Origin of the sequence: Nocardia sp. NPDC058499, assembly GCF_042719915.1 — a bacterium.
Taxonomy (GTDB): domain Bacteria; phylum Actinomycetota; class Actinomycetes; order Mycobacteriales; family Mycobacteriaceae; genus Nocardia.
In genome coordinates, this window is the sequence record NZ_JBHXMZ010000009.1 from 238,357 (window position 1) to 265,228 (window position 26,872).

Here is a 26,872-nt window from a genome sequence, read left to right on the forward strand (position 1 = left end):
GTGGTATGCGAACATTTACCGAAGTGCGGGTTGTTCGCGGGTGAACGGTGGAGCTGGACGGTGGGAGAGCCGTCACAGGATTGCCCGGTAAACATGGCACCGGTCACCAACCGGATAGGCAGTGCATGACAGGCGGGAAAAGCGCCCGGAAACTGTGTCTACCGCCCGGTGGGTTCGATTGCGAAATTGCTTTCGTTATTTCGCCGGGCAGTTTCACGAGAAGTCGCAAACGGAACCGTGGTGTGCCGGTGTCCGACCGCGACGTCGTCGCTCGGTATTCCGGAAGGGTCGGCACACGGCTCGGCTGCGGCGCAACGATCGAAGCGGCGCCGAGCCGATCTCATGAGCGCCCGATGGTCCCGGTCCAGCTCTCGGTGAGGACGTCCAGCATCTCCGGGTACCCGGCCCCCCACTGTCCGGAAGTCCAGTTCCGGGCGATGTGGTCGAGTTCGGTGATCGCGAGGACGCTGCGCAACCGCCGGGTACCGGCGGGGAAGCGGTCCGCGCGGTTCAGCCCGTCCTCGATATCGCCGATGGCCTCGTTCAGCCAGGCGTCGAACAGTTCGCGGATCTCCGGATCTACAGCGGCGGCTTCGAATGCCGTGGTGGTGTAGGGGCGGATCGTCTCCCAGCGTTGTGCGCTGGCGGCGAGCCAGCCGCGGATCCGTTCGCGTGAACCGTCTTCGACCACGGCGACCAGTTCGCGTTCGGTCGTTCCGTGTTCGGCGGACGGTATCCGGTTGAGCGCCGCATTGAGCCGCTCGGTGATGAGGGCTTTCATCAGGTCGACCTTCGAGGGGAAATACGCGTAGAAGGTGACTCGCGTCGTCCCGGCGGCCGAGGCGATCTCGTCGACCTTGGTCGCCGTGTACCCCTTCGATACGAACAGCTCCACGCCGGCATCGAGCAGGAGCTTTCGCGTCATCTCCTTCTGTGCCTCCCGAAGCCTCGCCATGCAGGTCAGCCTAATGCACGGTGACTGTATTCCGTTCCCACCGGCTGCTGTGAGTACGGGTCGGTAGGACTCTTTGCGCTGCGTCAACCGACGCGCGTCCCGGCGTTCCCGGAAAAGCTGCCGGACACCTTACGTGGCTATAGGTGTACTTACGGGCAAGATGGTTACTTGACAGCATGTAAAGCAATGTGGCACCGTTCATGGAGACGGCGTGACCGCGGTCACCGGCCCCGACCGCGGGCCATCAGCCGGAGGCGCCATCGGAGCGCGAGGCAGCCGCTCGACAGAGAAAGACATCGACGTGATCCACGTCGGCATCGAAAGGACATGCCAGTGACCGGCGAACGGACTGCTGTGCGCAATACCGTGACCACCGTGCTCGGCCCCGTCCCCGCCTATGAGCTGGGCGTTGTGGCCGTGCACGAGGCCTTGCTCTCGGTGTTGCCGGGAGCGGAGTACGCCTTCGATATCACCCTCGACCGCGCCGAGATCTTCGAAACGCTGGCCGCGAAACTGCGGGAATTCCGTGCCCGGGGCGGCGGCACGATCGTCGACAGCACCGGGATGTTCCACGGCCGGGACGTGCGCCTGTACGAGGCACTGTCGCGGGCCACCGGTGTGCATATCGTCGCCTCGACCGGGATGGGTCCGGAGGAGATGCTGGGCGGCTATTTCCTCACCCCGCAGACCAACCCGCCGACACCGTGGCCGGCCGGAAAGTTCGCCGACCTGTTCACCAGGGAGATCACCGAGGGCATGGTGGTGCCCCGGGTGGAGCGCCGTGGCGCCGCGGGGCTCGTGGTGACCGCCTCGACGCGGACGGGAACGACGGCAACCGACGAAAGCCTGCTGCGCGGCGCGGCCAGGGCCGCTGTGGCCACCGGCGTCGCGGTTTCGCTGCGCTATGGCGCGGACGCGGTGCACGACCTCGAAATCGTCCTCGACGAGAACCTACCGGCCGGCCGTCTCGTGGTCGGCGGGCTCGACCGTGCGGACGCGGCGACCGCCGGGGCCGCGGGGGAGATCGTGCGACGCGGGGCGTATATCGCCGTGGACAACGTGGGGACGGCGGACGACGGATATATCCGGGACGAGGAGCGGGCCACCCTGGTGCTCGACCTCGTCGCCGCAGGATACGCGAACCGGATCCTGCTGTCGGGCAACGGGATCGGTGTCGCCAAAGGACATCCGGGGCGCGATATCCCGTTCGGCCACGTCCTTTCGTCGTTCGTGCCGCTGCTCACTGCGCAGGGCCTGAGCGAGGCGGACCGCCACCGAATCCTCGTGGACAACCCACGCGATCTGCTGTCGGTGCACTGAGCGCCGGACATCGAAATCCGTCTTTCCCGAAGGTGAGTGTTGTGTCGAGAGTCAATACCGTGCTGGGCCCGATCCCGGCCGAAGAACTGGGGATCGTGGCCGTCCACGAGCACATCGGATACGGCATGCCCGGCTCCGAGCTGGACACGCAATGGTGGAAAACCCCCGAACAGCGTTACGCCGAAACCGTGCCGAAGCTGCAGAAGTTCCACGAGTACGGCGGTGGAACCTTCGTCGATGTCACCGGTATCTGCAACGGCCGCGACGTCGACTACTACAAATCGCTGTCCGCGAAAACCGGCGTCCATATCGTGGCCTGCACCGGTTTCGTCGGCGGTGATACCGCGCTGCCGTTCTTCGCCCAGGCGAGCGTGGACTACCTGACCGACCATTTCGTGCACGAGATCACCGTCGGTATCGGTGATACCGGTAGCCGCGCCGGGGTCATCAAGGTCGGCGTGAGCCGCGGCGGCCGGATGACCGAACTGGACAAACGCATCTACCGTGCCGCCGCCCGCGCCGCACTACGCACCGGTGTTCCCATCCTGACCCATCTCGCCATCGACGCCGAGAACGCGATCGCGATCTTCCACGACGAGAAACTTCCGCTGGACCGCGTCCTGTTCGGCCACGCCGACGACGGTGTGAACGCCGAGAAGACCCGCGATACCTGGATCGCCGAACAGGGCGGCCGGGTCGGCTTCGACACCTTCGGCTACGAAACCGAACTCGAGGATCCGCCGTTCTGGGCCCGCCCTCGCAAGGAGCGCCTCGACCATTTCCTCCGCTTCATCGACCGCCACCTGGACAAAGCTCTCGCCTCCGCCGACGCGAACTGCAGCCCGCTCGGCTGGCCGGGCGTGCAGGGCCACACCGTGAACTACCTCTTCGAAGACCTCATGCCCGACCTGCGGGCCGCGGGGGTCGACGAGGCCACCCTCACCACGCTGTTCGTCGACAATCCCGCCGCGTTCCTGACCATCCAGGCGTGAACCGTGCGCGCGGAGGCAGCACGCCCGGTGTGCCGTCGCGCACGCGTATCCGTCCGGCGCACCGCCGCGCCCGTCCAGAGAGAAGGACCATGCAAGCCGCCGACCTGAAGAAACTGAAGATCGCCGTCGTCGGAGCCGGATACGGCGGCGCGGCCGCGGCCAAAGCATTGAGTGTGCTCGGGGCGCAGGTCGATGTGTACGAGCGGGCCACCGAGATCCGGGAAGTGGGCGCGGGAATCGGGTTGCGCCCCGGCACGATGCAACGCTTCCGGCAGTGGGGGATCTTCGATGCGATCGCGGCGGTGAGTTCGCGCAGCGACTACTTCGAAATCCGCACCGCCACCGGCGACGAGATCATGCGCGAAGAATGGCCGGGTCGTACCGAACAGACCACCACACATCTGATCCACCGCGGCGATTTCATCGATGCGCTGCTGGGTGTGCTGCCGCCGGGCATGGTGCATCTCGGACACAAGCTGGACACTGTGGTGGACCGCGGTGACCACTCGGTGCTCACCTTCGCCAACGGCGCGAGGGTCGAGGCCGACCTGGTGATCGGCGCGGACGGCATCAAATCCGTGGTGCGGCAGCAGCTGTTCAGCGATAATGACCCGGTGTTCTCGGGGGAGCACGCCTATCGGGCGGTGATCTCCGCCGACGACGCCTACGGAATGGTCGTCGACGACAACCTCCGGATGTACATCGGTAAGGGGACGAAGGTCTATCTGCTGCCGCTGCGGCATCGCCACCAGGTGTCCTTCGATATCACCGCCCTGTGCGACGACGGAACCTGGGCGCCGCGGGTCACCCGGGACGATATCGTCGCGACCGTCGAGGGATTCGACGAGCGGATCGTGAATATCGCGCGCGCACTGGATTTGGACACCGTGAACGTGCGCGCCGTCTACGATATCGACCCCGTCGATACCTGGCATTCGGAGTCGGTCGTCCTGGTGGGCGATGCGGCCCATTCGATGCTGCACCACCAGGGCCAGGGCGCGAATTCGGCGATCCTGGACGGCAGTGCACTCGCCGATGCCCTGTCCACAGCGGATTCGGTCGCGGCGGCGCTGGCCTCCTATCAGGCGACCCGCAAACCGGTAACCGATGAACTGCAGCGTATTTCGCGCCGCGGCTGGACCGAGGACGAGGTCGACGACGTGTTCCCCGGCCAGAAGACCCCCGCCCAGGCCGCGGAATAAGGAGAACACTGCTATGCCACTGCATCCCGAAATCGCCCGGGTGATCGCCGACCTGCCCGCCCCGCCGGAGGGTCCACTGGACCCGGCGGCCATGCGCGCGGGGGAGGAGGCCCAGGCCGTACCGCTCGACCGGCGCCTCCCGTTGTCGGCCGTCGAAGATATGACCGCGGCGACCCCGGCCGGGGAGGTGCCCGTGCGCATCTACACGCCGGTCGAACCGCCCGGAGCCCCCGCGGGCTACGGCGTGCTCGTGTACTTCCACGGCGGCGCCTATTTCCTCGGCAGTCTCGAAACCCACGACCACATCGCGCGGCATCTGGCGCGGGCGACCGGGTACAAGGTCGTCTCCGCCGGTTACCGGCGCGCACCCGAAAACGCCTATCCCGCCGGACTCCAGGACTGCTACGGCGTGGTCCGCTGGGTCGCCGGGGACGGTGCGCACCACCTGGGCTGGGACGGCACCACCCTGGCCCTGGCGGGCGACAGCTCGGGGGGCGGGATGGTCGCCGCAGTCACCGCGCTGGCCCACGACGACGGTTTCGACCGCGTCACCCGTCAAGTGCTGTTCTATCCCTCCCTCGACCTGGACTTCGACCTCGGTCGCTATCCCTCCCTGCGGGAGAACGCGCAAGGCTACGGCCTCGAAACCGCCGCGCTGAAACCCTTCAACGCCTTCTACACCGGCAGCAGCGCCGACCCCGCCGACCCGCTCGTCTCACCGATCAAACGTGCCGGCCTCTCCGGGCTCCCACCCGCGCTGATCGTCACCGCCGAATACGATCCGATGCGCGACGAAGGCGAACGCTACGGTGAGCGACTCGAACAGGCCGGGGTCGCGGTGCAGGTGACGCGCTACCCGGGCGCCAACCACGGTTTCGTGCAGCACTTCTCGTGGCTTCCCGAGTATCGGCGAGTGTTCGAGGAGACCGCCGCGTTCCTGACCGGCCGGAGCGCCTCGTGACCCGGGAAGTCGCAGTCCATCCGCTCTTCTCGCCGTGGGGGCGGTTCGGCCTTTACAGCTTCTTCGTCGACGCACCCGAACCGGCCATCATCGACACCGGTATCGCGACCTCACCGGCCGAGGCCATGGCCCCGGCACTGGCGGAACTCGGCCGCGATATCGCCGATGTGCGCTGGATCCTGCTGACCCACGGGCATATCGACCATATCGGCGGGGCATATGCCCTGTGGGAACTCACCGGGCGTCGCGCCCGGGTGGTGATCCACGCGGCCGATGCGCCACTGCTGCGGTCACGGCAGGCGCATATCGACGAGTACTCGGCCGGCCGGGGCCGGTACCTGAACGACCCCGCGGGCGTGGCGAAACAGGCCCAGGTCACGAATGCGGTCATCTCCGGTGAGATGGAGCCCGCGGTACTGGTCGAGGGCGGTGAGACCCTGTCGCTGGGTGGGAAGGTCACGGTGTCGGTGCATCCCCTCCCGGGACATACACCGGGCTCGGTCGCCTACGTCCTCGACGGGCAGAACGATGTATTCGCCGGTGACGCCGTGCAGGTCCACGGCGCCGCCAACGGTTTCCCCGGCTACGCGGACCCGGACGCCTACCGCGCGAGTCTGCGCTGTCTTCGCGACGAAATCCGACCGCGGCGCCTGTACCTCGGGCATCCGTACCGCCGCGCGAACGGCGAACCCTACGAGGTCGAGCTGGACAGCGACCAGGCGCGCGAGGCCCTCGACCAGAGTCTCGATATCGAGCACCGCGTCCACGAATCCACTCATCGGTGCCTCTGTGCGGGGTTGCCGGCCACCGGCTCGGTGTACTCGCCGTTCGCCGCGGTCGCCGACGACCTCGGATACCACGGCGACCCCACCCTCGAACCCTCGCCGTTCTTCACCTCGATGCACGGCTATCGTCTGCGGTTCGACCAGTTGTCCTGACACAGAAGAGGAGTCACCGACTCATGGCCGAGTTCCACACTTTCGACGCCGGCGGGCAGACCATCCACATCCGGAAGGATCTGCGGGTGCCGATGCGCGACGGGGTCGAGCTGGTCGCCGACACCTACCAGGGTGTCACCGATACGCCGCGGCCCGCGCTGGTCGCGCTGAGTCCGTACGGCAAGGAGTTGCAGGCGCTCGCACTCACCACGCCGCCGCAGCGACGCCCCAGCCCGATGTGGGACGGCTGTATCGAGGCCGGTGATATCGCCCGCGTCGTCGGCGAGGGCTACGTGCACGTGATCGGTGATCTGCGCGGGTCCGGCGGGTCCGGGGGCGAACATATCGGCAACTACAACGCCGGCGGGGTACCGCTGGGACAGGACGCCTACGATTTCATCGAATGGGTCGCCGAACAGCCCTGGTGCGACGGCAATGTCGGCATGATCGGTATCTCCTACTTCGGTTCCATGCAGATCCTCGCCGCCGCCGAACGCCCACCGCATCTGAAGGCGATCTTCGTTTCCGGTGGCCACTACGATTTCTACGAAACCACCTACCACGGCGGCATCATGTGGTTCATGCCGCGCGCCGCGCGCGAGGGACGCGGCGGCGACTCGGGCTGGGCCTTCACCGACACCACCAGATCGCGCATGCTGGAAACGTATTCGCCGGAGGAGATCCGCGCCCGGGTCGCCGCCCGGCTCGCGGACCCGGATGTGGCCGCCTGGCCGAACCTGGTCCACGTACTGAACTATCCGAAGCACCACGAAGCCTGGTTCGACATCGTCATGAACGAGCTGGACGGCGAATGGTACGAGGAGCGCAACCCGGTCAACCTCGCCGCGAATATCGACATTCCCGTCTACCTGCAGATCGATCAGGGGCGCGGTTGGACGATGGACGCCACCGTCGAGTTGTTCCACCGGCTGAGCGGCCCGAAGAAGCTCGATATCGGCCCGTATCCGCCGATGCAGTCGCGCCCCTTCGTCGAGGAACACGACAAGATGTTCCGCTGGTACGACTACTGGCTCAAAGGCATCGACAACGGAGTGATGGACGAGCCCGCCGTCACGGTCTTCGTGGAGGGCTCACGCGAGCGGGTCACCGCTGACAGCTGGCCGCCGAAGGATATCGGCCACACGTCGCTGTACCTGCGCCCGCGGGGCAAACTCACGCCCGAACCCGAACCGATGGGCGCGCGTTACGCGGCGCCCGAAGGTTTCTATCAGGCGCCGCTCACGGTCACCGACAGTGTGGAGATGCTGCGCTGGCACACCGCACCTTTCGCGGAAGCCACCGAGTTCATCGGTACCGGCGCCGCGCATATCTTCGCCGAAATCGACCAGGACGATACGAATTTCATCCTACGGCTGTGGGATGAGGCTCCCGGCGGTACACGTCAACTCCTCACCACCGGCTACCTGAAGGCCTCACACCGCGAACTGGACGAGCGCACCACCGAAGGCGATCCGTACCACCCGCATACCCGCGCGGTACCGGTCGAGCCGGGAGCGATCGAGGAGTATGTGCTGCGCCTGTACCCGTTCGCGGCCACGCTGCTCCCGGGTCATCGACTCGTGACGGAACTGTCCTGCGACGAACCACTGGCCGACGACCACAATGCGCTGTTACCGCCGGATGCGTTCCACCTACCCGTCGGCCGCCCGGTCACCCACAAGATCTATCGCGACGCTACCCACCCGTCGCGACTGGTCCTGCCGCTGACGAAAGGCAACAGTTAACCGGCACCGAGGCGGTCGCGTTGCCGTTGTGCCGGCATGTTGCACGGCGGTTCGCCGTGTGGGCGAAACGTGTTGCTGTGATATTCCTTCCGGACCTGGGCGGATCGCGCGAGAGAAATTACACTCGGCGTCGGGTTCGGGTGAAGAGCCTGTGCCCGGCTCCATGCGTTTGCCCTCGTGGAGGGTATCGAGTAGGAACTGTCGGGCTCGATGGGGAATGCGGGATCGGCCTCGCGAGCGTGGATCGGTAGGAACTGGAAAACGCTCATGGGCAAGGAAGCTCGGGACCCCACCGCGGCGCTGGCGGACCGTCTGGACAACGACCCCGCCACGACAACGGTTTCGTCGTTCGTCGTCGAGGCGCGTCGCCGCGGCGTGGACCCGTCGCAATTACTGGATGCCGACTTCTTTCTCCGCGGCACCGACTAGTTCGCTGGGCCGGATCCCGAACGCCCGGCAGATCTTGTACAGCTGCGTCACGGTCATCGCTCGTTCGCCGTGTTCGAGGCGGGCAATGGTCTTCTTGTTGTAGCCGGTTGCCTCGGCCAGCGCCTCCTGGGTCCAGCCGCGGCGGGCGCGCATCGCACGCACCTCCGCGCCCAGCGCCGCGTCCAGCCTCGCCTCCTCGGCGGTCGCGTCCTCCGACTCGGCGGGCGTCGCATTCATGTCGACCATTCTGGGAGGGGGCAGGGTCTTAATCAAGTGCCCGATAGCTTCGGCACGGCGCCCAGGGCGTAGCCTACCGAAGGGACCGTACGGGGGTATTTAGAGACTGAAATAGGTTGAAAAGTGACCGTTGCGGGCATACCCTGAAGTAGAGCGGATGACTATCACCGCAGTTCAGAACCTCGAACTGTGATGGTTACAGCCGGCAACGGGAATCGCGCGGTGCATGCGCAATGCGAGCGAGGACAGGAGGGTGCAATGAGCTGGAGCGGCGACCCGATCTGGCTGGCCGATGTACTCCGCGACGCCGGCCTCGCCGTTATCGAACACGACGGCTGGCGCGAACGCGGCCACGGCGATTTCCTCGATATCCGCGGCGTCCTGTGCCATCACACGGCCGGAGGCGGGCCGGACGACTGGCGCGTCGTACAGAACGGACGCCCCGGGCTACCGGGGCCACTCGCACAACTGGTGCTCGAAAAGGACGGCAGCTACCGGGTGATCGCCGTCGGTGTCTGCTGGCACGCCGGCCGCGGCGGTTGGCCGGGCTGGCCCACCGACAACGCGAACTATCACACGATCGGGATCGAAGCCGTCTCCCGCGGCACCCCGCCCTGGGACTGGACCCCGGCCCAGCTCGATGCCTACGAACGCGGCTGCGCCGCGATCCTGCGCCGCCTCGGCCGCGACTCCCGCGATTGCGTGGCGCACCACGAGTACTCCAGCGAGGGAAAGATCGACCCGGCGGGTATCGACATGAACGCCTTCCGCCGGGATGTACAGGCACTACTGGACGGAAGGGGCGAAGAAATGGCCTTCCTCGACGAGAAGATCACGAACCACCACGGTGACGAGGTCACCGTCCGGACCATGCTGCATTACCTCGACAAACATGTCGGGCTCGCGCTGGACCAGCTCGCCGGATCGGGCACCGCCCGCGGCGCGGATTTCCCGGGCTGGGATTTCCTGGGCGACCGGACGACCGCCGAAGCGCTCGGAGTGATCGGCGCGGCCCTGAAGATCCCCGGCTTCCGCGACCCCACCGGCGACCGGCGCGCCTGAGGGAGTGCGCCGATCCGGCCGGAGAGGAGGACAGCATGCTCACCGAACTGGCTTCTGTCCTCGGCGGCCTGGTCACCGGCGTCGGTGGTGTCTGCGCGGCCGGGTTGCTCAGCAGGCGTAAACGCCGGGCCGATGCGGTTCAGGTACTGACGCAGGCGGCGGCGCAGATGGTCGAACCGCTGTCCCGGCAGATCGCGGCCATGACCGCCGAACTGGAGGCACACCGGCGGGTGGTCGCAGATTCCGAACAGCGCTGCCGCCTCGCCGCGACCCAGCACACATCCTGGGACGTCGTGGTCCGCTCGTCGCTGCTGAATCTGGGTGTCGATGTGCCGCCCCCGCCACCTATGCCCGACGACCGGTCCGGCCCGCAGCATCAGGTGGACCCGCGACCGTAACCGGACCACCCGGCCGGTATCGGCACGGCCGTCGTCGCTCTCCGTGTGGCGCGGCTGCGAGAAGGCACGTCGCCCGCGTGGAATGCGGTGACCGCCGGGAGTTCTACAGCGCGCTGCCCGCCGCGACCGCTGTGCGGGTGGATCGTCCGACCGTGTTCAGATGGCCGATGGACTGGGCGTAGGAGGCGATGACACCGGTTTCGCAGTAGGGCACCCCGAGATCGGCGCAGTACGCGGCGACGATCGGCTGGGCGCGGCGCAGGTTGGGGCGGGGCATGGACGGGAACAGGTGGTGCTCGATCTGGTAGTTGAGGCCGCCGAAAGCGGTATCGACGACGAATCCGCCGCGGACATTGCGTGCGGTGAGCACCTGGCGGCGTAGATAGTCGGTGTTGTCACCGGCCGGGAGAACCTCCATACCCTTGTGGTTGGGCGCGAAGGTGGAACCCATGTACAGGCCGAACAGGCCCTGCTGCACCACGGTGAAAACGAGGGCCTGCAGCGGCGGCAGGACCAGGAAGACGACGGTCAGATAGCCGGCGGCGTGCGCGAACAGCGTCGCGCCTTCCAGTCCGCGCCGGGGGATATCGCGGCGCACGATGGCGCGGACACTGGAGAAGTGCAGGCTCCAGCCTTCCAGCAGCAGCATCGGGAAGAACAGCCAGCCCTGGTACCGGAAGATCACCCGGCGCAGCCCTTGGCCCGTGCGGGCGCGCAGACTCGAATGCGCGAGTACCCCCATGATGTCCGGGTCCGCGTCCTCGGTGTTGGGGTGCGCGTGGTGGCGGTTGTGGTTACTGGTCCACCAGCCGATACCGACCCCGATCGCGAGGTTCCCGAAAAGGATCCCCAGCAGGTAGTCGCGGTTGCGGCGGCCGGTGATCTGCCGATGCCCGGCATCGTGGCCGAGGAAGGCCAGCTGCGCGAACACCGCGGCCAGGAATGCCGCGGTACCGAGCTGCCACCACGATTCGCCGATCAGGACGAAAGCAGTCCACCCGGCGACCAGGGCGAGCAGAACGGCCGCGGCCTTCCAGATGTAGTACCGCGGCCGGCGGTCCAGCAGCCCGGCGTCGCGTACCTGCCGCAACAACCCGGAATAGTCGCTGCTCCGGGTGGTGCGGGCGCGTCGCGGTTCGTCGATCCGGTCGGCGGGAACAGCGTATTCGGCGGCTTTTGCCGTCATGTGGTAACCGATCTCTGCACAGGTGTCGTTTCGCCGGTGGATCATCCGTGACCGCCGCCGGCCGACCGTCGCGGTCGACTGTGCGCTCACCCTACCGTCGCCGCTGCGCATCCCCGGTCCCGGTCGCACGAATCGGCGGGTGACCGCGGCGCCGGGCGGAACAGGCCGGTTCGTTTCCCGGCGAAGCGGGTATGCGCGATCCGCCGGCAGTGTCCCGAACCGGAACGAGGCGAGTGATGAGCTATCGCACCCTGATCCTGGCGACCCTGATCGCCGCCGCCTGTTCCGGCCCGGCGCCGGCAGTCGCGCAACCGTTACCGCCACCGGATGCTCCGGCCGAGAGCGTGCCGGCGCGGAGCGCGGTCTCGGTGCGCGGGCCGAACGGGTTGCGCTGGGGGACGCCGAACGAATTCGACACCCGCAGCGCGCTGTCGATGGCCAAGCTCTACCTGGCCGATTACGCCCTACGGCACGGCGACGGTTCCCCGGCGGACCGGATGCACGCCGAACGTATGATCCGGCTCTCCGACGATGCGGCCGCCGATCTCGTGGCCGCCAAATATCCGCAGGCCATCGGCGCGGTCGCCGTGGAGTACGGCCTGGCGCAGACCACGGCGGGCGCGGGCTGGAACACCGCCACGACCAGTACGGCCGACCTCGCCGATTTCCTCGCCGCGAAACAGGCGACCGATCCCGCCTCGCCGATTCTCGGCTGGATGGCGAGTGCACCGCCCACCGCCGCCGACGGTACCCAGCAGAACTGGGGTACCGCGCGGCTGCCCGGCGTCCAGGGCAGTAAATGGGGCTGGTCGGATCTTCCGCCGCCGGAGGTCGCGTCGGCATCCTTCGGACCGGGTTTCACTGTCGCGGCCCACACCCGCGGCAGCCCGCAAGACCAGACCGCCGATGTCGAACAGGCGCTCGCCGAAATTCTCGGCCGGCTCGCCGGTGGTCCGGCTGCGGTCGCGGTGCGGTAGGAAATCACCCGTTCGGCGGCCACCGAACGCCACCGTCGACAACCCCGATGCCGGTCGCATCGTCCGATCTCGTGGGCGGCTTCGGTAGTGGTCACCCGGCCTATACCTGGTGCCGGATACCTTCGCTGGCGTGGAAGCTGGCCTCCTCGGGGCTGACCAGGCCGAGCAGGGTGAGAGGTCGCGGGGTGACGGCGTTGGTCAGGTAGGTCAGGGTGATCGCCCACCGGTTGAGCCCGCGCGGCACCGCATACGTGTGGTAGGCGCGGGTGACCGCTTTGGCGGGCAGCCCCGAGAGGCGAAGCCCGAGCGGGTTGGCGACGGCGAAACGCGGACCCAGGTCCACCACCAGTCCCATATCGCGGTGTTTGTACGGCACCGGTGCCCCGATACCCAGGCTCGCGGCCACATTGCGGGCCAGGATTTTGCCCTGGCGGGTCGCGTGCTGGGCGGTGGGTGGCGTGACCTTTCCCGGCTGCGTCAGATCCGGGACGGCGGCCGCGTCACCGCCGGCGAATACGTCGGGATGGCCGGGGACCCGGAGATCGGCGTTCACCGTCAACCGGCCGCGTTCCATCGGCAGATCGAGGGTGCTCAGCACCGGCGCCCCGGTCACACCGGTGACCCAGGCGACCGTGTAGGTTGGGACGGTGGTGCCATCCGTGAGCACCACGCGGTCACCGGTGAGCTCCTTCAGCGACATCCCGAGACGGATATCGATCCCGCGGCCGCGCAGCACGGACAGCACCTGATCGCTCAGTTTCTCGCCGACCTCCGGCATCACCCGGTCGGCCATATCGAGCAGTAGGAAGCGGATCTCGGAAGGGTCGAAACCGCGGCGCGTGGCGTAGGTGTCGGCGAGCGCGCGCAGCTGGGCGACCAGTTCGGTCCCGGCATAGGACGCGCCGACCACGACGACAGTGCGCCGGGCCTGCCGGATATCCGGATCCTCCTCGTGGTCGGCGAGTTCGAGTTGCCGGATCAGCTGCTCGCGTAGGTACAGCGCTTCGGCGACGGTTTTCAGGCCGCGGCCGTGTTCGGGCAGCCCGGGCACATCGAACAGCCGGGTCACCGATCCCGGGGTGAGCACCAGCCGGTCCCAGGTCAGGTCGCGGGTGCCGTGGTGTTCGCCGGCCACGGTGAGCGTCTTGTTGTCCAGGTCGATCGATTCCGCGGTGGCGACGATCAACCGGACCCGGGGTAGCGCGTCGGTCAGCGAGACGGCGACGAACCGGGGGTCGATGAGCCCACCGGCGACATCCGGCAGCAGCGGCGTGTACAGCATGTAGTCGGTGGGCGAGACCAGGACGACCTCGGTATCGTCACCCGCCGCGGCCAGGGTGCGGCAGAGTTTACGAGCGCAGGTGAACCCGGCGAATCCGCTGCCGACGATGACCACCCGCTGTGGTCGCGGCCCGCTGTCGGCGCTCTTCTGATGGTCCGGCACGGCCACCCTCCTTCTCCGTTCGGTTTCCGGCGCGGTTCCCGGAACCCGGCGGTCGAAACGTGCACAGCGGTGGATCCCTCGGATACGGGGGCCGGTGGAGGCGGGACTCGTCAGCGATAGAGGCCGAGCAGTACGCGGACCGCGGCGTCGACGATCTCGTCGGCGGATACCGGCAGGCTGCCGTCCAGCCAGGCGGTGACGAGTTCGGCCATACCGCCGATGAAGAACAGCCCGGCGGTTTCGTCGGCGGTATCGCCGCGGCGGGAGCCGCCGAAATGTTCCCGCGCCTCGAGCGCCGATTCGTGGGCCAGATGGCGGAGCAGCTGGGTGCGGCGCTGCCGCAGTTCGGGGACGGCGACGGCCTCGATGATGGCGACCCGGCCCTTACGGGGGTCGTCCTGCAGGAGCTGGACGAACGCGCGGACCGAGGCGCGGACCCGGGCTTCCGGATCCTGGCCGGCCTCATCGGCGGCGCGGCGGCTGATCTCCTCGATCTCGGCGGCGATATGGTTCAGCACCGCCTCGAGCACCGCGTCCAGGCCGGGGAAACTCTCGTAGAAATAGCGCTCGCTCAGGCCGGCCTCGGCGCATACGGCGGTCATCGTGGTCCGGGTTTCCGGGTCCGCCCAGACGGTCAGCGCGGCCTCGAGCAGTCGGCTGCGCCGTTCGGCGGCGCGATCGGCGGCGCTGACGCCCCGATACACCCCAGATTGCACAGCCACGTTTTTCAGCATGCCACAGGCCCGTCGGATCAAAGGTTGACAGGACGCCCTTCCTGAATCAGGCTGGACGTGACAGAGACCACACGACACGAGGTGAACCATGACGGCCGAGGCCCTGGGACCACGCGAGGAAACGGCGCCGGCGCAGACCGCGGCACCGCGGCCGATTCCGGTTCAGCACCGCGACGACCGGGGCCTGCCCGTGCTCGGCCAGGTTTTCGAATACGCCAAGGATCCGGTGGCGCTGTGCCGCAGCCGCTGGGAGCGCTACGGCCCGGTCGCGCCGTTCCGTGCACTCGGGAAATCGGCGGTCATGCTCCTCGGGGCGGACGCCTGCGGCGAAGCCTTCCAGAACAAGGACAAAGCACTGGCCAACGGGCCGGCATGGTCGGAACTGGTGGGCCCCTTCTTCCATCGCGGCCTCATGCTGATCGACTTCGAAGAGCATCACGGGCACCGGCGGATCATGCAGCAGGCCTTCACCCGGCCGCGCCTCGACGCCTACACCCGCCGCCTGCACCCCGCCATCGAACAGGGTGTGGCAGGCTGGGAGCCCGGCAAGGAGTTCCCGTCGTACTGGAAGCTCAAGCAGCTCACCCTCGATATCGCGGCCGATCTGTTCATGGGCGGCGCCCAGGACACCAGCCAGGCCGAAATGGACCGCATCAACAAGGCATTCATCGCCTGCGTCCAGGCGGCCGCCGGAATCGTGCGCGCCAACGTCCCTTTCACCCGGTGGGGCCGGGCCTATCGCGGCCGCAAGGTGCTGGAGGATTTCCTGCGCCACTATCTGCCCGCCAAACGCGCCGAGCAGACCGACGATATCTTCTCGGTGCTCTGCCACGTCGAAACCGAGGACGGTGAACGGTTCTCCGACGACGACGTGGTGAACCATATGATCTTCCTGATGATGGCGGCGCACGACACCTCCACCATCACCACCTCCACGATCCTGCAATACCTCGGCCAGCATCCGGAATGGCAGCAGCGGTGCCGCGAGGAGTCGCTCGCGCTCGGTCCCGAGCCGACCATGGCCGAACTCGAGGGGCTGGTCTCGATCGACCTGGTGATGCGCGAAGCGCTGCGCCTGCGTGCCCCGGTGCCGGTCCTGGTGCGGTACGCGGTGAAGGACACGGTGATCCAGGGCGTCCGTATCCCGGCCGGAACCGATGTCATCGTGGGTGTCCAGTTCACCCACATGATGGAGGACTACTGGACCGACCCGGCGGCCTTCGACCCCGCCCGCTTCGGCCCGGACCGCCGCGAGGACAAATCGCATCGCTTCGCGTGGGAGCCGTTCGGCGGTGGTGTGCACAAATGTATCGGCCTGTACTTCGGCGGCCTCGAGGTCAAGGCGATCATGCATCGCCTGCTGCGCGACTACCACTGGACGCTCGACCCCGCGTATGTACCGCCGATGGACTACCACTCCCTGCCGTTCCCCAAGGACGGTCTGCCGATCACCCTGCTGGAGAACCGGACGGCGAGTTCGGCGTCCGCGGGGTGATCCGGCGCGGCCGGGATGAACGCCACAACGCCACCAGGCCGTCTATCCTTGACCGATTCCAGAAAACGGACGAGACTTTCCGGTGTGCAAACGGCCGAGGATTTCCAGCAGATGCTGCGGGGGGTGTCGCTACGCGTCACCGCACCGCGGGTCGCGGTGCTGAACGCTGTGCACGACAACCCGCACGCCGATACGGATTCGATCATCCGCGTCGTGCGCTCCCGCCTGTCGGCCGTATCCCACCAGGCGGTGTACGACTCGTTGCGTACGCTCACCGCGGCCGGCCTTCTCCGCTGTATCCAGCCGTCCGGTTCCGTGGCCAGGTATGAGACCCGCGTCGGCGACAACCACCACCACGTCGTCTGCCGGGGATGTGGGTCGATCGCCGATGTCGATTGTTCTGTCGGTGCCTCCCCATGCCTGACGGCGTCCGACGATCACGGTTTCGCGATCGACGAGGCCGAGGTCATCTACTGGGGCTTGTGCCCCGAATGCGCGAAAGAGAACCGTTTTCGATAGCAGTCCGCACCACTCGTCAGGAAGGAATATCGTGACCTCCGATAGCCGTCCACCTGCTCCCGACACCGGGACTTCGAGTAACAGCGAAAGCGAAAATCCGGCGATTCCGTCCCCGACCGCCGCAACCGACAACCGCCCGCGCACCAACAAGGACTGGTGGCCGAACCAGGTCGACGTCTCGGTTCTGCACGCCCATTCCTCCAAATCCAACCCGCTCGGCGAGGATTTCGACTATGCGAAGGAATTCGCGAAACTCGATGTCGAGGCATTGAAGGCCGATGTCGCGGCGGTCCTGACCGATTCGCAGGACTGGTGGCCCGCCGACTTCGGCAATTACGGCGGCCTGTTCATCCGGATGAGCTGGCATGCCGCGGGCACCTACCGGATCGCCGACGGACGTGGCGGCGGCGGCCAGGGCGCGCAGCGGTTCGCGCCGCTCAACAGCTGGCCCGACAATGCGAGCCTGGACAAGGCGCGCCGGCTGCTGTGGCCGGTCAAGCAGAAGTACGGCACGCAGATCTCCTGGGCCGACCTGCTGGTGTTCGCCGGCAACGTCGCGCTGGACTCGATGGGTTTCCAGACCTTCGGTTTCGGCTTCGGCCGCCCCGATATCTGGGAACCGGAGGAGATCTACTGGGGTCCGGAGGACACCTGGCTCGGCGACGAACGCTACAGCGGCGACCGGGAACTCTCCGGCCCGCTCGCCAATGTTCAGATGGGCCTGATCTATGTGAACCCGGAGGGGCCCAACGGCCGGCCCGACCCGGTGGCGGCGGCCCGCGATATCCGCGAAACCTTCGGCCGGATGGCCATGAACGATGTGGAAACCGCCGCGCTCATCGTCGGCGGCCACAGCTTCGGCAAAACCCACGGCGCCGGCGATCCGGACCTGGTCGGCCCAGAACCCGAAGCCGCGCCGATCGAACAGCAGGGCCTGGGCTGGAAGAGTGCCCACGGCACGGGCACCGGCCGCGATGCGATCACCGGCGGCCCGGAGGTCATCTGGACCTCGACCCCCACGCAGTGGAGCAACGGTTTCTTGCAGAACCTGTACGGCTACGAATGGGAGCTGAGCAAGAGCCCGGCGGGTGCCTGGCAGTGGAAACCGAAGGACGGAGCGGGCGAAGGCACCATCCCGGACCCCTTCGACGGCCCGGCCCGCGCCCCCAGCATGCTCACCACCGATATCGCCCTGCGCGAGGACCCGATCTACCGGGAGATCACCAGCCGCTGGCTGGAACATCCCGAGGAACTCGCCGAGCAGTTCGCCAAGGCCTGGTACAAGCTGCTGCACCGCGATATGGGCCCGGTCAGCCGCTATCTCGGGCCCTGGGTGCCCGAACCGCAGCTGTGGCAGGACCCGGTACCGCCGGTGGACCACGAGCTGATCGACGAAGCCGATATCGCGGCGTTGAAGAGCAAGGTCCTCGATTCCGGTCTGTCGGTCGCGCAGCTGGTCAAGACCGCCTGGGCCGCGGCGGCGAGTTTCCGCAGCACCGATAAGCGCGGCGGCGCCAACGGTGCCCGGATCCGGCTCGAACCGCAGAAGAACTGGGAGGTCAACGAACCCGCCGAGCTCGCGCGGGTCCTGCCCGTCCTCGAACGGATCCAGCAGGACTTCAACAGTTCCGCCACCGGTGGTAAGCGGGTCTCGCTGGCCGATCTGATCGTTCTCGCCGGTGCGGCGGCCGTCCAGCAGGCGGCAAAGGAGGCCGGATACGACATCACGGTGCCGTTCTCGCCCGGACGCACGGACGCCACCCAGGAGAACACCGATGTGGAATCGGCCGCGGTACTCGAACCGCGGGCCGACGGCTTCCGCAACTATGTGCGGACGGGGGAGAAGGCCCCACTGGAAACCCTGCTGGTCGATCGCGCCTACATGCTGGACCTGACGGCTCCGGAACTGACGGTCCTGCTCGGTGGCCTGCGGGCCCTCGGCATCAATCACGGCGGCAGCACGCACGGCGTGTTCACCGATCGCCCCGGCGTGCTGACCACCGATTTCTTCGTCAACCTCCTCGATCAGGGCACCGAGTGGAAGGCCTCGGAATCGGCGGAGAACGTCTACGAGGGGTTCGACCGGCGAACGGGTGAGCGCAAGTGGACCGCTACCGCCAACGATCTGGTGTTCGGATCCCATTCCGTACTGCGTTCGGTGGCCGAGGTCTACGCCCAGCGCGATGCCGGACCGCGGTTCGTCCGGGATTTCGTTTCGGCATGGGTCAAGGTCGCCGAGAACGATCGGTTCGATCTGCGCTGATCATGCAGTCCTGAACCGGGCCGGTCCGTGACGGACCGGCCCGGTCGTGGGGTTTCCGGCCGTGGGCTCACGGCGCAGCCGGTGCGGTCGCGATTGCAACACAACCCGGACACGGGTCCGGTGCATGCGTGCCGGGGTCACGCCGGCGCCCATATCCTCGACGGAGGACGACGCGGCCCCGCGATTCCGCCGCACCGAGCACGGCGAGGCGAGAGGCAATCCGATATGGCCACACATTCCGAACCGCCGATCATCGTCGGTATCGATGGTTCGCCCACCTCCCTGGACGCGCTGCGCTGGGCGGCCGGTCGCGCGGCGCTGCATCGCTGCCCACTCCACCTCGTCCATGCGATCGGCGCACCGGTCACGTTCGGCCCGGAGGTCAGCGTCGTCGGTCTGGACAACCAGGCGCTGCGGGCCGACGGGGAGACGATCCTCGCCGCCGCCGAGGAGACCGCCCGCGAAACTGCGGCCGATCTGGAGATCACCACCACCGTCGCCGACCTCGGTGCCACCACGGTCCTGCTCGACCTGTCCGCGGACGCCCGCATTGTCGTCGTGGGCACCCGCGGCCTCGGCACCCTCGGCCGGCTCCTGCTCGGCTCCGTGAGTACCTCACTCGCCCGCCACGCCCACTGCCCGGTCGCGGTGATCCCCGATACCGAGGAACCGGCCCGCGACCTCGGGCAGCGCCCGGTGGTGGTCGGCGTGGACGGCTCCCCGCGCGGCCAGGAAGCCGTCGATATCGCGTTCGAGGAAGCGTCTCGCGGGTACGTCGGCGTGATCGCGGTGACCACCTGGTCGGAATCGTTCCGCTATATCTCCCGCGACGATATGCAGGAACAGGCCCGAGTGATGCAGGCCGAGAGCCTGGCCGGCCGCGCCGAGCGGTACCCCGACGTGGCGGTCACCTCGGTCGTCGCCGAGGATCGCCCCGCCCGCCGCATCCTGGCCGAATCCGAGAATGCGCAGCTCATCGTCGTCGGAAGTCACGGCCGCGGCGGTTTCGCCGGTATGACGCTCGGGTCGGTCGGCCAAGCAGTCCTGCACAGCGCCCGGGTCCCCCTCCTCATAGCCCGCGCCCGAGACTGATCGCCCGCGCCCGCGACTTACAGTCGGGGAAGCCACCCGCACGGCGTCGGAGCCGCGGCCTCGCCTTCGACTGGAGCGCGGTTCTCCAGGCCTGGCCGTGCACCCGCCCGGGCGGCCGACAGCGCTCGCGGTCACCGCAAGCCGGCATCCCGGCCGCCACCGGATCGCCGGCCGTCGCGCGGTGTCCGTGCGGCCGGTCATGACATTTGTCATTGCCTGCCCGTGAACTATTCATCGTGGATCGATGACTGGTCGTACTACTGGTGACCGGCCGTCTCCGTGAGGGTGGGAGGTATGAACAGAACCGAGTACGGATCGCCGGATCCGGGCACTGAGCGGTCGTATGAAGCCTCTGCGGCCACCCGGTCACCGGCACCGGTGAACGATGTCATCAGCGCGCGTGGTCTGCGCCGGACCTACGGCCAGGGAAAGGACGCGTTCGAGGCGGTTCGCGGCGTGGATATCGACGTCGCGGAGGGGGAGGTTTTCGCGCTGCTGGGCACCAACGGCGCCGGGAAGACCTCGACCCTGGACATTCTCGAGGGGCTTACCGCACCGTCCGCCGGGGACGTGCGGGTATTCGGGCTGGATCCGCGGCGCGATCGCGCGCAGGTCCGCGCGCAGGTCGGGATCATGCTGCAATCCGGCGGGCTACCGGCCGAACTGACGGTCGGTGAAACACTCGAGATGTGGCGTGGGACATGCACCGCCCCCACCACCGCCGAGGTGGTGCTCGCGCAGGTCGGGCTCACCGGCCGCACCGATGTGCGGGTCGGCTCACTGTCCGGCGGTGAGCGCCGCCGCGTCGATATGGCTTGTGCACTGCTGGGGCAGCCGCGTTTGCTGTTTCTCGACGAACCGACCACCGGACTCGACCCCGAGAGCCGCCGCGCCACCTGGCAATTGCTCGCCGACCTGAAGGCGGCCGGCGTGACGATGGTGCTCACGACGCACTACCTGGACGAGGCCGAGGCGCTGGCCGACCGTATCGCGATCATGCACAAGGGCACGATCGCGCGCCGCGGAACCCTGCGCGATATCGTCGACGGCCATCCCGCCCGGATCGTCTTCGACCACCCCGGGCTACCGCTACCCCCACTGCCCACCGCCGTCGTCGACGCCGGAGAACGGGTCACCGTCAGCACCCACGATCTCCAGGGGCATCTGCTCGAACTTCTCGGCTGGGCCAGTGGGCACGGTATCCGCCTGGCCGGTCTGGACGCCCGGGCCGCCTCACTCGAATCGGTCTTCCTCGATATCGCCGCCGAATCCGCCGGCGAATCGGTGGACGAGCCGCAACTGATCGGAGCTACCCGATGACCACCACCGCGACTCCGCCTGCCGGTTTTCGCCGCCGCCCGTTGAAGGCACTCGCGAAGGCCGAATATCTGCAGTTCCGCCGGAACAAGACGCTGGTCTACACGGCAACCGTGTTCCCGATCGGGCTGCCGCTGGCCCTTTACTTCATTGCCCGCAGGGATGCAGACCCCACCGCAGCGATGGCGGCGACAGCGTTCGAGATGTTCGCTCTGCTGGCGCTGCTGTTCATGCAGTACTACTCCGTGCTGTCCATGGTGACGACTCGCCGCGGCGAGGGGGTACTGAAACGGCTACGGACAGGTGAGGCCGCCGACTGGCAGATCCAGACCGCACCGGGCGTTCCCGGTGCCGTGGTGACACTGTTCTGTACGGTCGTCATCGCCGCGGTGATCTACGGTACCGGCGCGCCCGCGCCGGTGAATCCGTTCGCGATCGTCCTCGCGCTGGTGGGCGGGATCGTCCTGTTCACGCTGCTCGCGCTGGCCACCAGTGCCGTGACCAAGAACGCCGAGGCGGCCCAGATCACCTCGCTGCCGGTGATGACGGTCGCGATGCTCGGTCTCGGCTCGATCCGCGGGATACTGCCGGACCGGCTGGCCGACCTGGCCGAGTGGACACCGTTCGCCGCCGTATCCGATCTGGTGTTCCTCGGTGCCGCGGGCCGGACGGCCATCGGTTCCGCCGACGATCCGGCACTCGACTTCGCGGGTACCTTCTCCGCACTCGGCCGGCCGTTTGCGACACTGGCGATATGGACGGTCCTGGCGCTCATGCTGACTCGCCGGAGTTTCCGCTGGGACGACCGCGGGTGAACCGGGTGGCCGCATGGTGGCGCGCGCTGCCGGGGCCGGCCAAGTTCAGGCTGTACATGCGGCTGTCGCTACAGGGATCGATCCTGGGGATCGTCCTGGCGATAGTCGTCGTCGCGCCGCAACCGTTGCCGGCGGCCGGTATCGCGGTCGCCGGTATCGCGGCGGCCGCGGCGATCGAGGCACGCCCCGAATTCGCCACGTGGGCAACGGCCGCCACCCGACAGTGGATATTCCGCACAGCGACAGTGGTGCTGGCAGCGGTGTGGGCGATCTATGCCCTGGCGCCTGCGCCGGATGCGGCCGAGACGGCACCCTTCGCGGGCGCGCGGGTGGTATGCCTCGTCACCGTATTCCTGGCAGCCTTCGCTGTGATCCCGTACTTCCGGTACAGATGGTTGATTCTGGCGGCACTGGCCTTGGCCACCGGTGTGACGTTGCGTTCCGGTATGAGTGTGCGCCCGGACCTCGCCTTCGTTGCCTCGATCAGCGCGGTGACCTTTTTCGGCGGCGCTTTCATCCTCGGCACGATGCTGATCAGCATCTGGGGGATCCGGATGGTCGACGAGCTGGAGCGGACGAAGGATATCGAGGCCGAACTGCAGGTGGCGCAGGAGCGATTGCGGTTCGCCCGTGATCTGCACGATGTCGTCGGCCGTGGGTTTTCCGCGATCGCGGTGAAAAGCGAGTTGGCGGTGGCGCTTTCGAAGGCCGGTGACACCGGCCGGGCGGCCGGTGAAATGGACAGTGTGCGGTCCCTGGCCGTCGAGTCGATGGGGCAGATGCGGGCGCTGGTGCGTGGCTACCGGGATATCGACCTGCGCGAGGAGGTGGCGGGTGCGCGGTCACTGCTGTCCGCCGTGGAGTGTGTACTGGTCGTCGAAGGCGATCCCGCCGGTGTTCCCGCGCGCTACCACGAAGTCGCCGCCTGGGTGGTACGCGAGGGTACGACGAATATCGTCGAGCATTCCGCCGCGACCTCGGCGACGCTGATTCTCGGGACGGCGGGAATGTCGTTGCGTAACAACCGGCCTCACGCCATGCTGGGTGAGCGGTCGGGTTTGCGAGGCCTGGCCGAACGGCTGGAACTGGTCGGCGCAACTCTGGAGGCCGGCCTGGACTCCGGGGAGTTCGTTCTCGAAATCCATTGGGAGAAGTAGTGATCCCTGTGTTCCTGGCCGACGATGAAACGTTGATCCGCGCGGCGCTGGCGACGATGCTGGATCTGGAGACCGATCTCGAGGTCGTCGGCCACGTCGGCTCCGGTGCGGAACTCATCGCCGCGTGGCGGCAGCGCTGCGAGAGCGGGGACCCGGCCGGGGTGGCTGTGATCGATCTGCAGATGCCCGGTTTGGACGGTATCGCGACCGCCGGGGAAATTCAGCGACTCACTCCGGGAGCGGGCACGGTGATCGTCACCAGCCACGGCCGGCCCGGATATCTCAAGCGGGCACTGGCCGGCGGTGTGCGTGGTTTCCTGCCCAAGACGACGTCGGCGGGCACCCTCGCGGAAGTTATCCGCACCGTCCACGGCGGCGGCCGATACGTGGATCCGGAATTGGCTGCGGAGGCCATCAGCGCCGGCGATACGGTGCTGACCGCGCGTGAGGCGGATGTTCTCGAATACGCTGTCGACGGTGCCTCCGTCGACGAAATCGCCCGCCGCGCGCACCTGTCGCCGGGCACCACCCGCAATTATCTCTCCGCCGCCATGGCCAAACTCGGGGTGTCCAACCGCTACGAAGCGGCCTTGAAGGCGCGTGAGAAGGGCTGGATCTGAGCCGATTCCTTGCCCCATCCCCGCAACCTCCTTATATTGAAGATAATTATGCACATAGATATGTGCCTGTGGAGCGGACCACGGGGAATCGGGAGACGGGTATGAGGGCTTGGCAGTTCGAACGCGCGGGAACTCCGCTCGCGCTCCGGGAGGTACCGGAGCCGCGGCCGGCGGCGGGGGAGGTACTGATCGAGATCAAGGCGGCCGGGCTCTGTCATACCGATGTCGGGATCCTGCACGAGCCGAAGTGGACGGAGCGGATCGGACCCTTCCCGCTGACACTCGGGCACGAGGTTGCCGGGGTGATCACCGAGGTCGGTGCAGGGGCCGAGGGGTACGAGCCCGGTGACCGGGTGGGCGTATTTGCGGCCGGGCGGACCCGGCCCGGACAGGGACGCGACGGCGGCTACTCCTTCCAATGCACAGCGCTACCCGAAGACCTGGTGCGGATACCCGAGGGAGTCGGGTTCGAACAGGCCGCACTCGGCACCGACGCCGGCTGCGCGGCCTACCATGCCCTGGTGCGCCGGGGCGGTGTGCGGGCGGGCGATAAGGTCGGGATCATCGGCCTCGGCGGGCTCGGCCAGGTGGCGGCCCGGGTCGCGGCGGTGAAAGGGGCCACCGTATTCGTCGCGGAGAAAAAGCAATCCTTGTGGCCGCTGGCGATAGAGCTCGGTGCGCAGGCGGTATCCGGTGATATCACCGAGTTCGCCGGGGAGAACCTCGATCTGATCGTCGATTTCGCCGGGTTCGGCACCACCACGGCCGCCGCCATCGAGACCGTACGTGAGTTCGGCACCGTCGTGCAGGTCGGTATGGGCGAACTGACCGCGGAGATATCCACCGGCACCTTGATTTTCAAGCAGATCACGCTCATCGGGTCGCGCGGCGGTTCGGTGGCCGATATCGCGGCCGTCTACGACCTGGTCGCCGCGGGGGAGCTGAAACCCCAGGTTGTGCCGATCACCTTCGACGAGATCCCCGCGGGCCTGGAACGGCTGCGCCGCGGCGAGGTCGACGGCCGGCTGGTGGCCGTCTATGACTGAGCCGGTGGCGATCGTCACCGGCGGTGCGAGCGGGATCGGCGCGGCCTGCGCCGAACGCTTGGCCGCCGACGGGTTCCGTGTCCTGGTCGCCGATGTACAGGAGGAACCGGGCCGGGCGCTCGCGCGGCGGCTCGGCGGTGAGTTCGTGCGCACCGATGTGACCCGGGAAGCCGATATCGAGGCACTGGTGGACGGGGCCGGGGCCCTGGACGTGTTCTTTGCCAACGCCGGGATCTTCGGTGCGCTCGGGCCCATCGAGCAGACCGATACCGTGGAAGCGGACCGGACGATCGCGGTCAACCTGCGCGGCACCCTGCTGTGCCTCAAGCACGCGGTCCGGGTGATGCGGCCACGCCGGCGCGGTTCGATCATCGTCACCGCCAGCCCGGGCGGGGTCGTCGGCGGTGTGGGCCCGCATGTCTACAGCGCGACCAAGGCCGGTGTCGCCGGGCTGGTGCGTGCGGTCGCCGCCGAAGTGCGCGATTATGGGATCCGGGTCAATTGCGTTGTGCCGGGCGCGATCGTCTCCCCGATGACCGCCGCCGTCCTCGCCGATGATCCCGCCGATCTCGCCGCGGCCACGCAGGCGATGGCGCCCAGTCCGCTCGTCGGCCGCCCGGGTGCGCCCGGGGATGTGGCCGGGGCGGTGTCGTTCCTGGCCGGCGCGGACTCCGCATTCGTCACCGGTACGGAGCTGTTCGCGGACGCCGGATACACCCACGCCCCGGGCCCGGCGAGCTTCGCGAAGGGGAGGTTCGCCGGGCCCTGAGGGAAGTTCAGCGGTCCCGGCTGAAAACGAACGCGGTCGACTTGGCCAGTCCGTTCGAGACCGTGACCAGCGCCCGCGACGCGTCCGGCACTTGGCGTTCCCCGCCCCGCCCGGTCACCTGTAGTACCGCTTCGGCGAGGTGTGTCATCCCGTGCAGGCGGCCTTCGCCGAGCGCACCACCGCCGGTATTGACGGGCAGCTTCCCGGTCAGGGCTGTATGCCCGTCCCGCGCGAACGGCACGGCCTCGCCGCGGCCGACGAAACCCATCCCCTCGAGCCAGGTGTAGACGAAAACGCTGAAACCGTCGTACAACTGGGCATTGTCGATATCGGACGGCCCGAGTCCGCTGGTGCGCCACAGCGTCCGCGCGATCTGCTCGGAGCCCTCGACAAGATCTTCGAGGGTCATCACCGCACCCGTCGGCGCGGTGTGAGTACCGGCGGCGAACCCGGTGAGCAGGGCCGGCGGCTGCCGTAGATCCCGCGCGCGTTCCGTCGAGGTGAGCAGGAGGGCCACCGCGCCGTCGACGGGAATATCGCAGTCCAGGATGGACATCGGGTCGGCGATCATCCGGGCGTTCAGATAATCCGCGGCCGACAGGGTGGCACCCCGCCAGTACGCATGGGGGTTCTTCTGCGCGTTGTCCCGGTTGGTGACCAGGAACGGCGCCAGATCCGCCCGGGTGTATCCGTTCAGGTCGAGGTACCGGCGCAGCACAGTCGCCGCCCAGGCCGGCGGGTTGCTGAAGCCGAACGGCGCCTGGAACTGATCCGGCCCGGCGGCGATCGTGCTGTCGTAGTTCACATACTTACCCTTGGGCACGTGCAGCGACCGGTAGACCAGCGCATGCGTGCACACCCCGGAGTGGATCGCCATCGCCGCATCCATCAGGCTCTGTGTCACCATGCCGTTGGTGGATCCGGTCCAGGTGATCTGCGGTCTGATCCCCAGCAGTTGCGGCAGGTGATACGGCGTGACGACGTCGATACCTTCGCCGGTGCCTTTCGTTCCGCCGTAGCGCGGCATGGAGGGCGAGGTCGCGACACCGTCCACATCCGAACGCTCGAGGCCGGCATCGGCCAGCGCGCGATCACACGCCTCCACCGTGAGCGCCGCCAAGGTGCGCGGCAACCGCCGCCCGAGCTCGCTGTACCCGACGCCCGCGACAGCGACCTTGTCCCGCAGTTCCCACATATCC

The 26,872-nt window shown here is 67.7% G+C and carries 26 protein-coding genes; 20 read left to right on the plus strand and 6 right to left on the minus strand.

Features of this window, described 5'->3' with window-relative positions:
• Positions 1-340 precede the first annotated feature (340 nt).
• A complete protein-coding gene (locus tag ACFWPH_RS25900) occupies positions 341-955 on the minus strand; it encodes a TetR/AcrR family transcriptional regulator (RefSeq protein ID WP_378754704.1) in 615 nt (204 codons plus the stop codon).
• A 327-nt stretch (positions 956-1,282) separates the two neighbouring features.
• Between ACFWPH_RS25900 and ACFWPH_RS25905 the strand changes: the two genes are divergently transcribed.
• From ACFWPH_RS25905 to ACFWPH_RS25935, 7 genes are all read left to right on the plus strand, one after another.
• On the plus strand, positions 1,283-2,275 hold the full coding sequence (locus ACFWPH_RS25905; protein WP_378754705.1) for a phosphotriesterase: 993 nt from the start codon (positions 1,283-1,285) through the stop codon (positions 2,273-2,275).
• Between the two features lie 41 nt (positions 2,276-2,316).
• Positions 2,317-3,267 carry a phosphotriesterase gene (locus tag ACFWPH_RS25910; protein ID WP_378754706.1) on the plus strand — a complete coding sequence of 317 codons (951 nt, stop codon included), beginning with the start codon at positions 2,317-2,319 and terminating at the stop codon, positions 3,265-3,267.
• A gap of 89 nt (positions 3,268-3,356) precedes the next feature.
• The gene (locus tag ACFWPH_RS25915) at positions 3,357-4,469 is read left to right on the plus strand and encodes an FAD-dependent oxidoreductase (protein WP_378754707.1); all 1,113 of its coding nucleotides are present in this window, start codon (positions 3,357-3,359) and stop codon (positions 4,467-4,469) included.
• Between the two features lie 13 nt (positions 4,470-4,482).
• The gene (locus ACFWPH_RS25920) at positions 4,483-5,430 is read left to right on the plus strand and encodes an alpha/beta hydrolase (protein ID WP_378754708.1); all 948 of its coding nucleotides are present in this window, start codon (positions 4,483-4,485) and stop codon (positions 5,428-5,430) included.
• Complete coding sequence (locus ACFWPH_RS25925) at positions 5,427-6,368, plus strand: MBL fold metallo-hydrolase (protein WP_378754709.1); 942 nt, start codon at positions 5,427-5,429, stop codon at positions 6,366-6,368. Before ACFWPH_RS25920 ends, ACFWPH_RS25925 begins: the two co-directional genes overlap by 4 nt.
• A 23-nt stretch (positions 6,369-6,391) precedes the next feature.
• Complete coding sequence (locus ACFWPH_RS25930; RefSeq protein WP_378754710.1) at positions 6,392-8,113, plus strand: CocE/NonD family hydrolase; 1,722 nt, start codon at positions 6,392-6,394, stop codon at positions 8,111-8,113.
• A gap of 267 nt (positions 8,114-8,380) precedes the next feature.
• The gene (locus ACFWPH_RS25935; RefSeq protein ID WP_280418343.1) at positions 8,381-8,542 is read left to right on the plus strand and encodes a hypothetical protein; all 162 of its coding nucleotides are present in this window, start codon (positions 8,381-8,383) and stop codon (positions 8,540-8,542) included.
• Here the strand turns inward: ACFWPH_RS25935 and ACFWPH_RS25940 are convergent.
• Positions 8,504-8,779: a helix-turn-helix transcriptional regulator gene (locus ACFWPH_RS25940; protein WP_280418344.1), complete on the minus strand. Its 276-nt coding sequence runs from the start codon at positions 8,777-8,779 to the stop codon at positions 8,504-8,506. The genes ACFWPH_RS25935 and ACFWPH_RS25940 overlap by 39 nt on opposite strands.
• Before the next feature lie 258 nt (positions 8,780-9,037).
• On the opposite strand from ACFWPH_RS25940, the gene ACFWPH_RS25945 reads away from it, so the two are divergent.
• Both ACFWPH_RS25945 and ACFWPH_RS25950 read left to right on the plus strand, forming a co-directional pair.
• Positions 9,038-9,841 (plus strand): N-acetylmuramoyl-L-alanine amidase, encoded by an 804-nt coding sequence (locus ACFWPH_RS25945; protein WP_378754711.1) that lies wholly within the window; start codon positions 9,038-9,040, stop codon positions 9,839-9,841.
• Positions 9,842-9,876: 35 nt separating this feature from the next.
• Complete coding sequence (locus ACFWPH_RS25950) at positions 9,877-10,239, plus strand: hypothetical protein (RefSeq protein ID WP_378754712.1); 363 nt, start codon at positions 9,877-9,879, stop codon at positions 10,237-10,239.
• A 103-nt stretch (positions 10,240-10,342) separates the two neighbouring features.
• Here ACFWPH_RS25950 and ACFWPH_RS25955 read toward each other — a convergent pair whose 3' ends face one another.
• Positions 10,343-11,425: a fatty acid desaturase family protein gene (locus ACFWPH_RS25955; RefSeq protein WP_378754713.1), complete on the minus strand. Its 1,083-nt coding sequence runs from the start codon at positions 11,423-11,425 to the stop codon at positions 10,343-10,345.
• A gap of 236 nt (positions 11,426-11,661) precedes the next feature.
• Here ACFWPH_RS25955 and ACFWPH_RS25960 point away from each other — a divergent pair, with 236 nt between their 5' ends.
• On the plus strand, positions 11,662-12,402 hold the full coding sequence (locus tag ACFWPH_RS25960; RefSeq protein ID WP_378754714.1) for a hypothetical protein: 741 nt from the start codon (positions 11,662-11,664) through the stop codon (positions 12,400-12,402).
• Between the two features lie 100 nt (positions 12,403-12,502).
• On the opposite strand, the gene ACFWPH_RS25965 is transcribed toward ACFWPH_RS25960, so the two are convergent.
• Positions 12,503-13,846 (minus strand): NAD(P)/FAD-dependent oxidoreductase, encoded by a 1,344-nt coding sequence (locus ACFWPH_RS25965; RefSeq protein WP_378754715.1) that lies wholly within the window; start codon positions 13,844-13,846, stop codon positions 12,503-12,505.
• A gap of 110 nt (positions 13,847-13,956) precedes the next feature.
• Positions 13,957-14,568, minus strand: coding sequence for a TetR/AcrR family transcriptional regulator (locus tag ACFWPH_RS25970; RefSeq protein WP_378754716.1), 612 nt, complete (start codon positions 14,566-14,568; stop codon positions 13,957-13,959).
• Between the two features lie 100 nt (positions 14,569-14,668).
• Here ACFWPH_RS25970 and ACFWPH_RS25975 point away from each other — a divergent pair, with 100 nt between their 5' ends.
• From ACFWPH_RS25975 to ACFWPH_RS26020, 10 genes are all read left to right on the plus strand, one after another.
• Positions 14,669-16,075: a cytochrome P450 gene (locus ACFWPH_RS25975; RefSeq protein WP_378754717.1), complete on the plus strand. Its 1,407-nt coding sequence runs from the start codon at positions 14,669-14,671 to the stop codon at positions 16,073-16,075.
• 111 nt (positions 16,076-16,186) lie between these two features.
• Positions 16,187-16,594 carry a Fur family transcriptional regulator gene (locus ACFWPH_RS25980; protein ID WP_378754806.1) on the plus strand — a complete coding sequence of 136 codons (408 nt, stop codon included), beginning with the start codon at positions 16,187-16,189 and terminating at the stop codon, positions 16,592-16,594.
• A gap of 31 nt (positions 16,595-16,625) precedes the next feature.
• On the plus strand, positions 16,626-18,857 hold the full coding sequence (katG, locus tag ACFWPH_RS25985) for a catalase/peroxidase HPI (protein ID WP_378754718.1): 2,232 nt from the start codon (positions 16,626-16,628) through the stop codon (positions 18,855-18,857).
• A 225-nt stretch (positions 18,858-19,082) separates the two neighbouring features.
• Positions 19,083-19,949, plus strand: coding sequence for a universal stress protein (locus ACFWPH_RS25990; RefSeq protein WP_378754719.1), 867 nt, complete (start codon positions 19,083-19,085; stop codon positions 19,947-19,949).
• A 294-nt stretch (positions 19,950-20,243) separates the two neighbouring features.
• Complete coding sequence (locus ACFWPH_RS25995) at positions 20,244-21,269, plus strand: ABC transporter ATP-binding protein (RefSeq protein ID WP_378754720.1); 1,026 nt, start codon at positions 20,244-20,246, stop codon at positions 21,267-21,269.
• Positions 21,266-22,081: an ABC transporter permease gene (locus ACFWPH_RS26000; RefSeq protein ID WP_378754721.1), complete on the plus strand. Its 816-nt coding sequence runs from the start codon at positions 21,266-21,268 to the stop codon at positions 22,079-22,081. The genes ACFWPH_RS25995 and ACFWPH_RS26000 overlap by 4 nt, the downstream gene beginning before the upstream one ends.
• 5 nt (positions 22,082-22,086) lie before the next feature.
• Positions 22,087-23,238 (plus strand): sensor histidine kinase, encoded by a 1,152-nt coding sequence (locus ACFWPH_RS26005; protein ID WP_378754722.1) that lies wholly within the window; start codon positions 22,087-22,089, stop codon positions 23,236-23,238.
• Positions 23,238-23,858, plus strand: a complete 621-nt coding sequence (locus tag ACFWPH_RS26010; protein ID WP_378754723.1) for a DNA-binding response regulator — start codon at positions 23,238-23,240, stop codon at positions 23,856-23,858. The genes ACFWPH_RS26005 and ACFWPH_RS26010 overlap by 1 nt, the downstream gene beginning before the upstream one ends.
• 101 nt (positions 23,859-23,959) lie before the next feature.
• Positions 23,960-24,904, plus strand: a complete 945-nt coding sequence (locus ACFWPH_RS26015; protein ID WP_378754724.1) for a zinc-binding dehydrogenase — start codon at positions 23,960-23,962, stop codon at positions 24,902-24,904.
• The gene (locus ACFWPH_RS26020; RefSeq protein ID WP_378754725.1) at positions 24,897-25,673 is read left to right on the plus strand and encodes an SDR family NAD(P)-dependent oxidoreductase; all 777 of its coding nucleotides are present in this window, start codon (positions 24,897-24,899) and stop codon (positions 25,671-25,673) included. Before ACFWPH_RS26015 ends, ACFWPH_RS26020 begins: the two co-directional genes overlap by 8 nt.
• A gap of 7 nt (positions 25,674-25,680) precedes the next feature.
• Here the strand turns inward: ACFWPH_RS26020 and ACFWPH_RS26025 are convergent, their stop codons facing one another.
• A complete protein-coding gene (locus ACFWPH_RS26025; protein ID WP_378754726.1) occupies positions 25,681-26,868 on the minus strand; it encodes a hypothetical protein in 1,188 nt (395 codons plus the stop codon).
• Between the last annotated feature and the right edge of the window lie 4 nt (positions 26,869-26,872).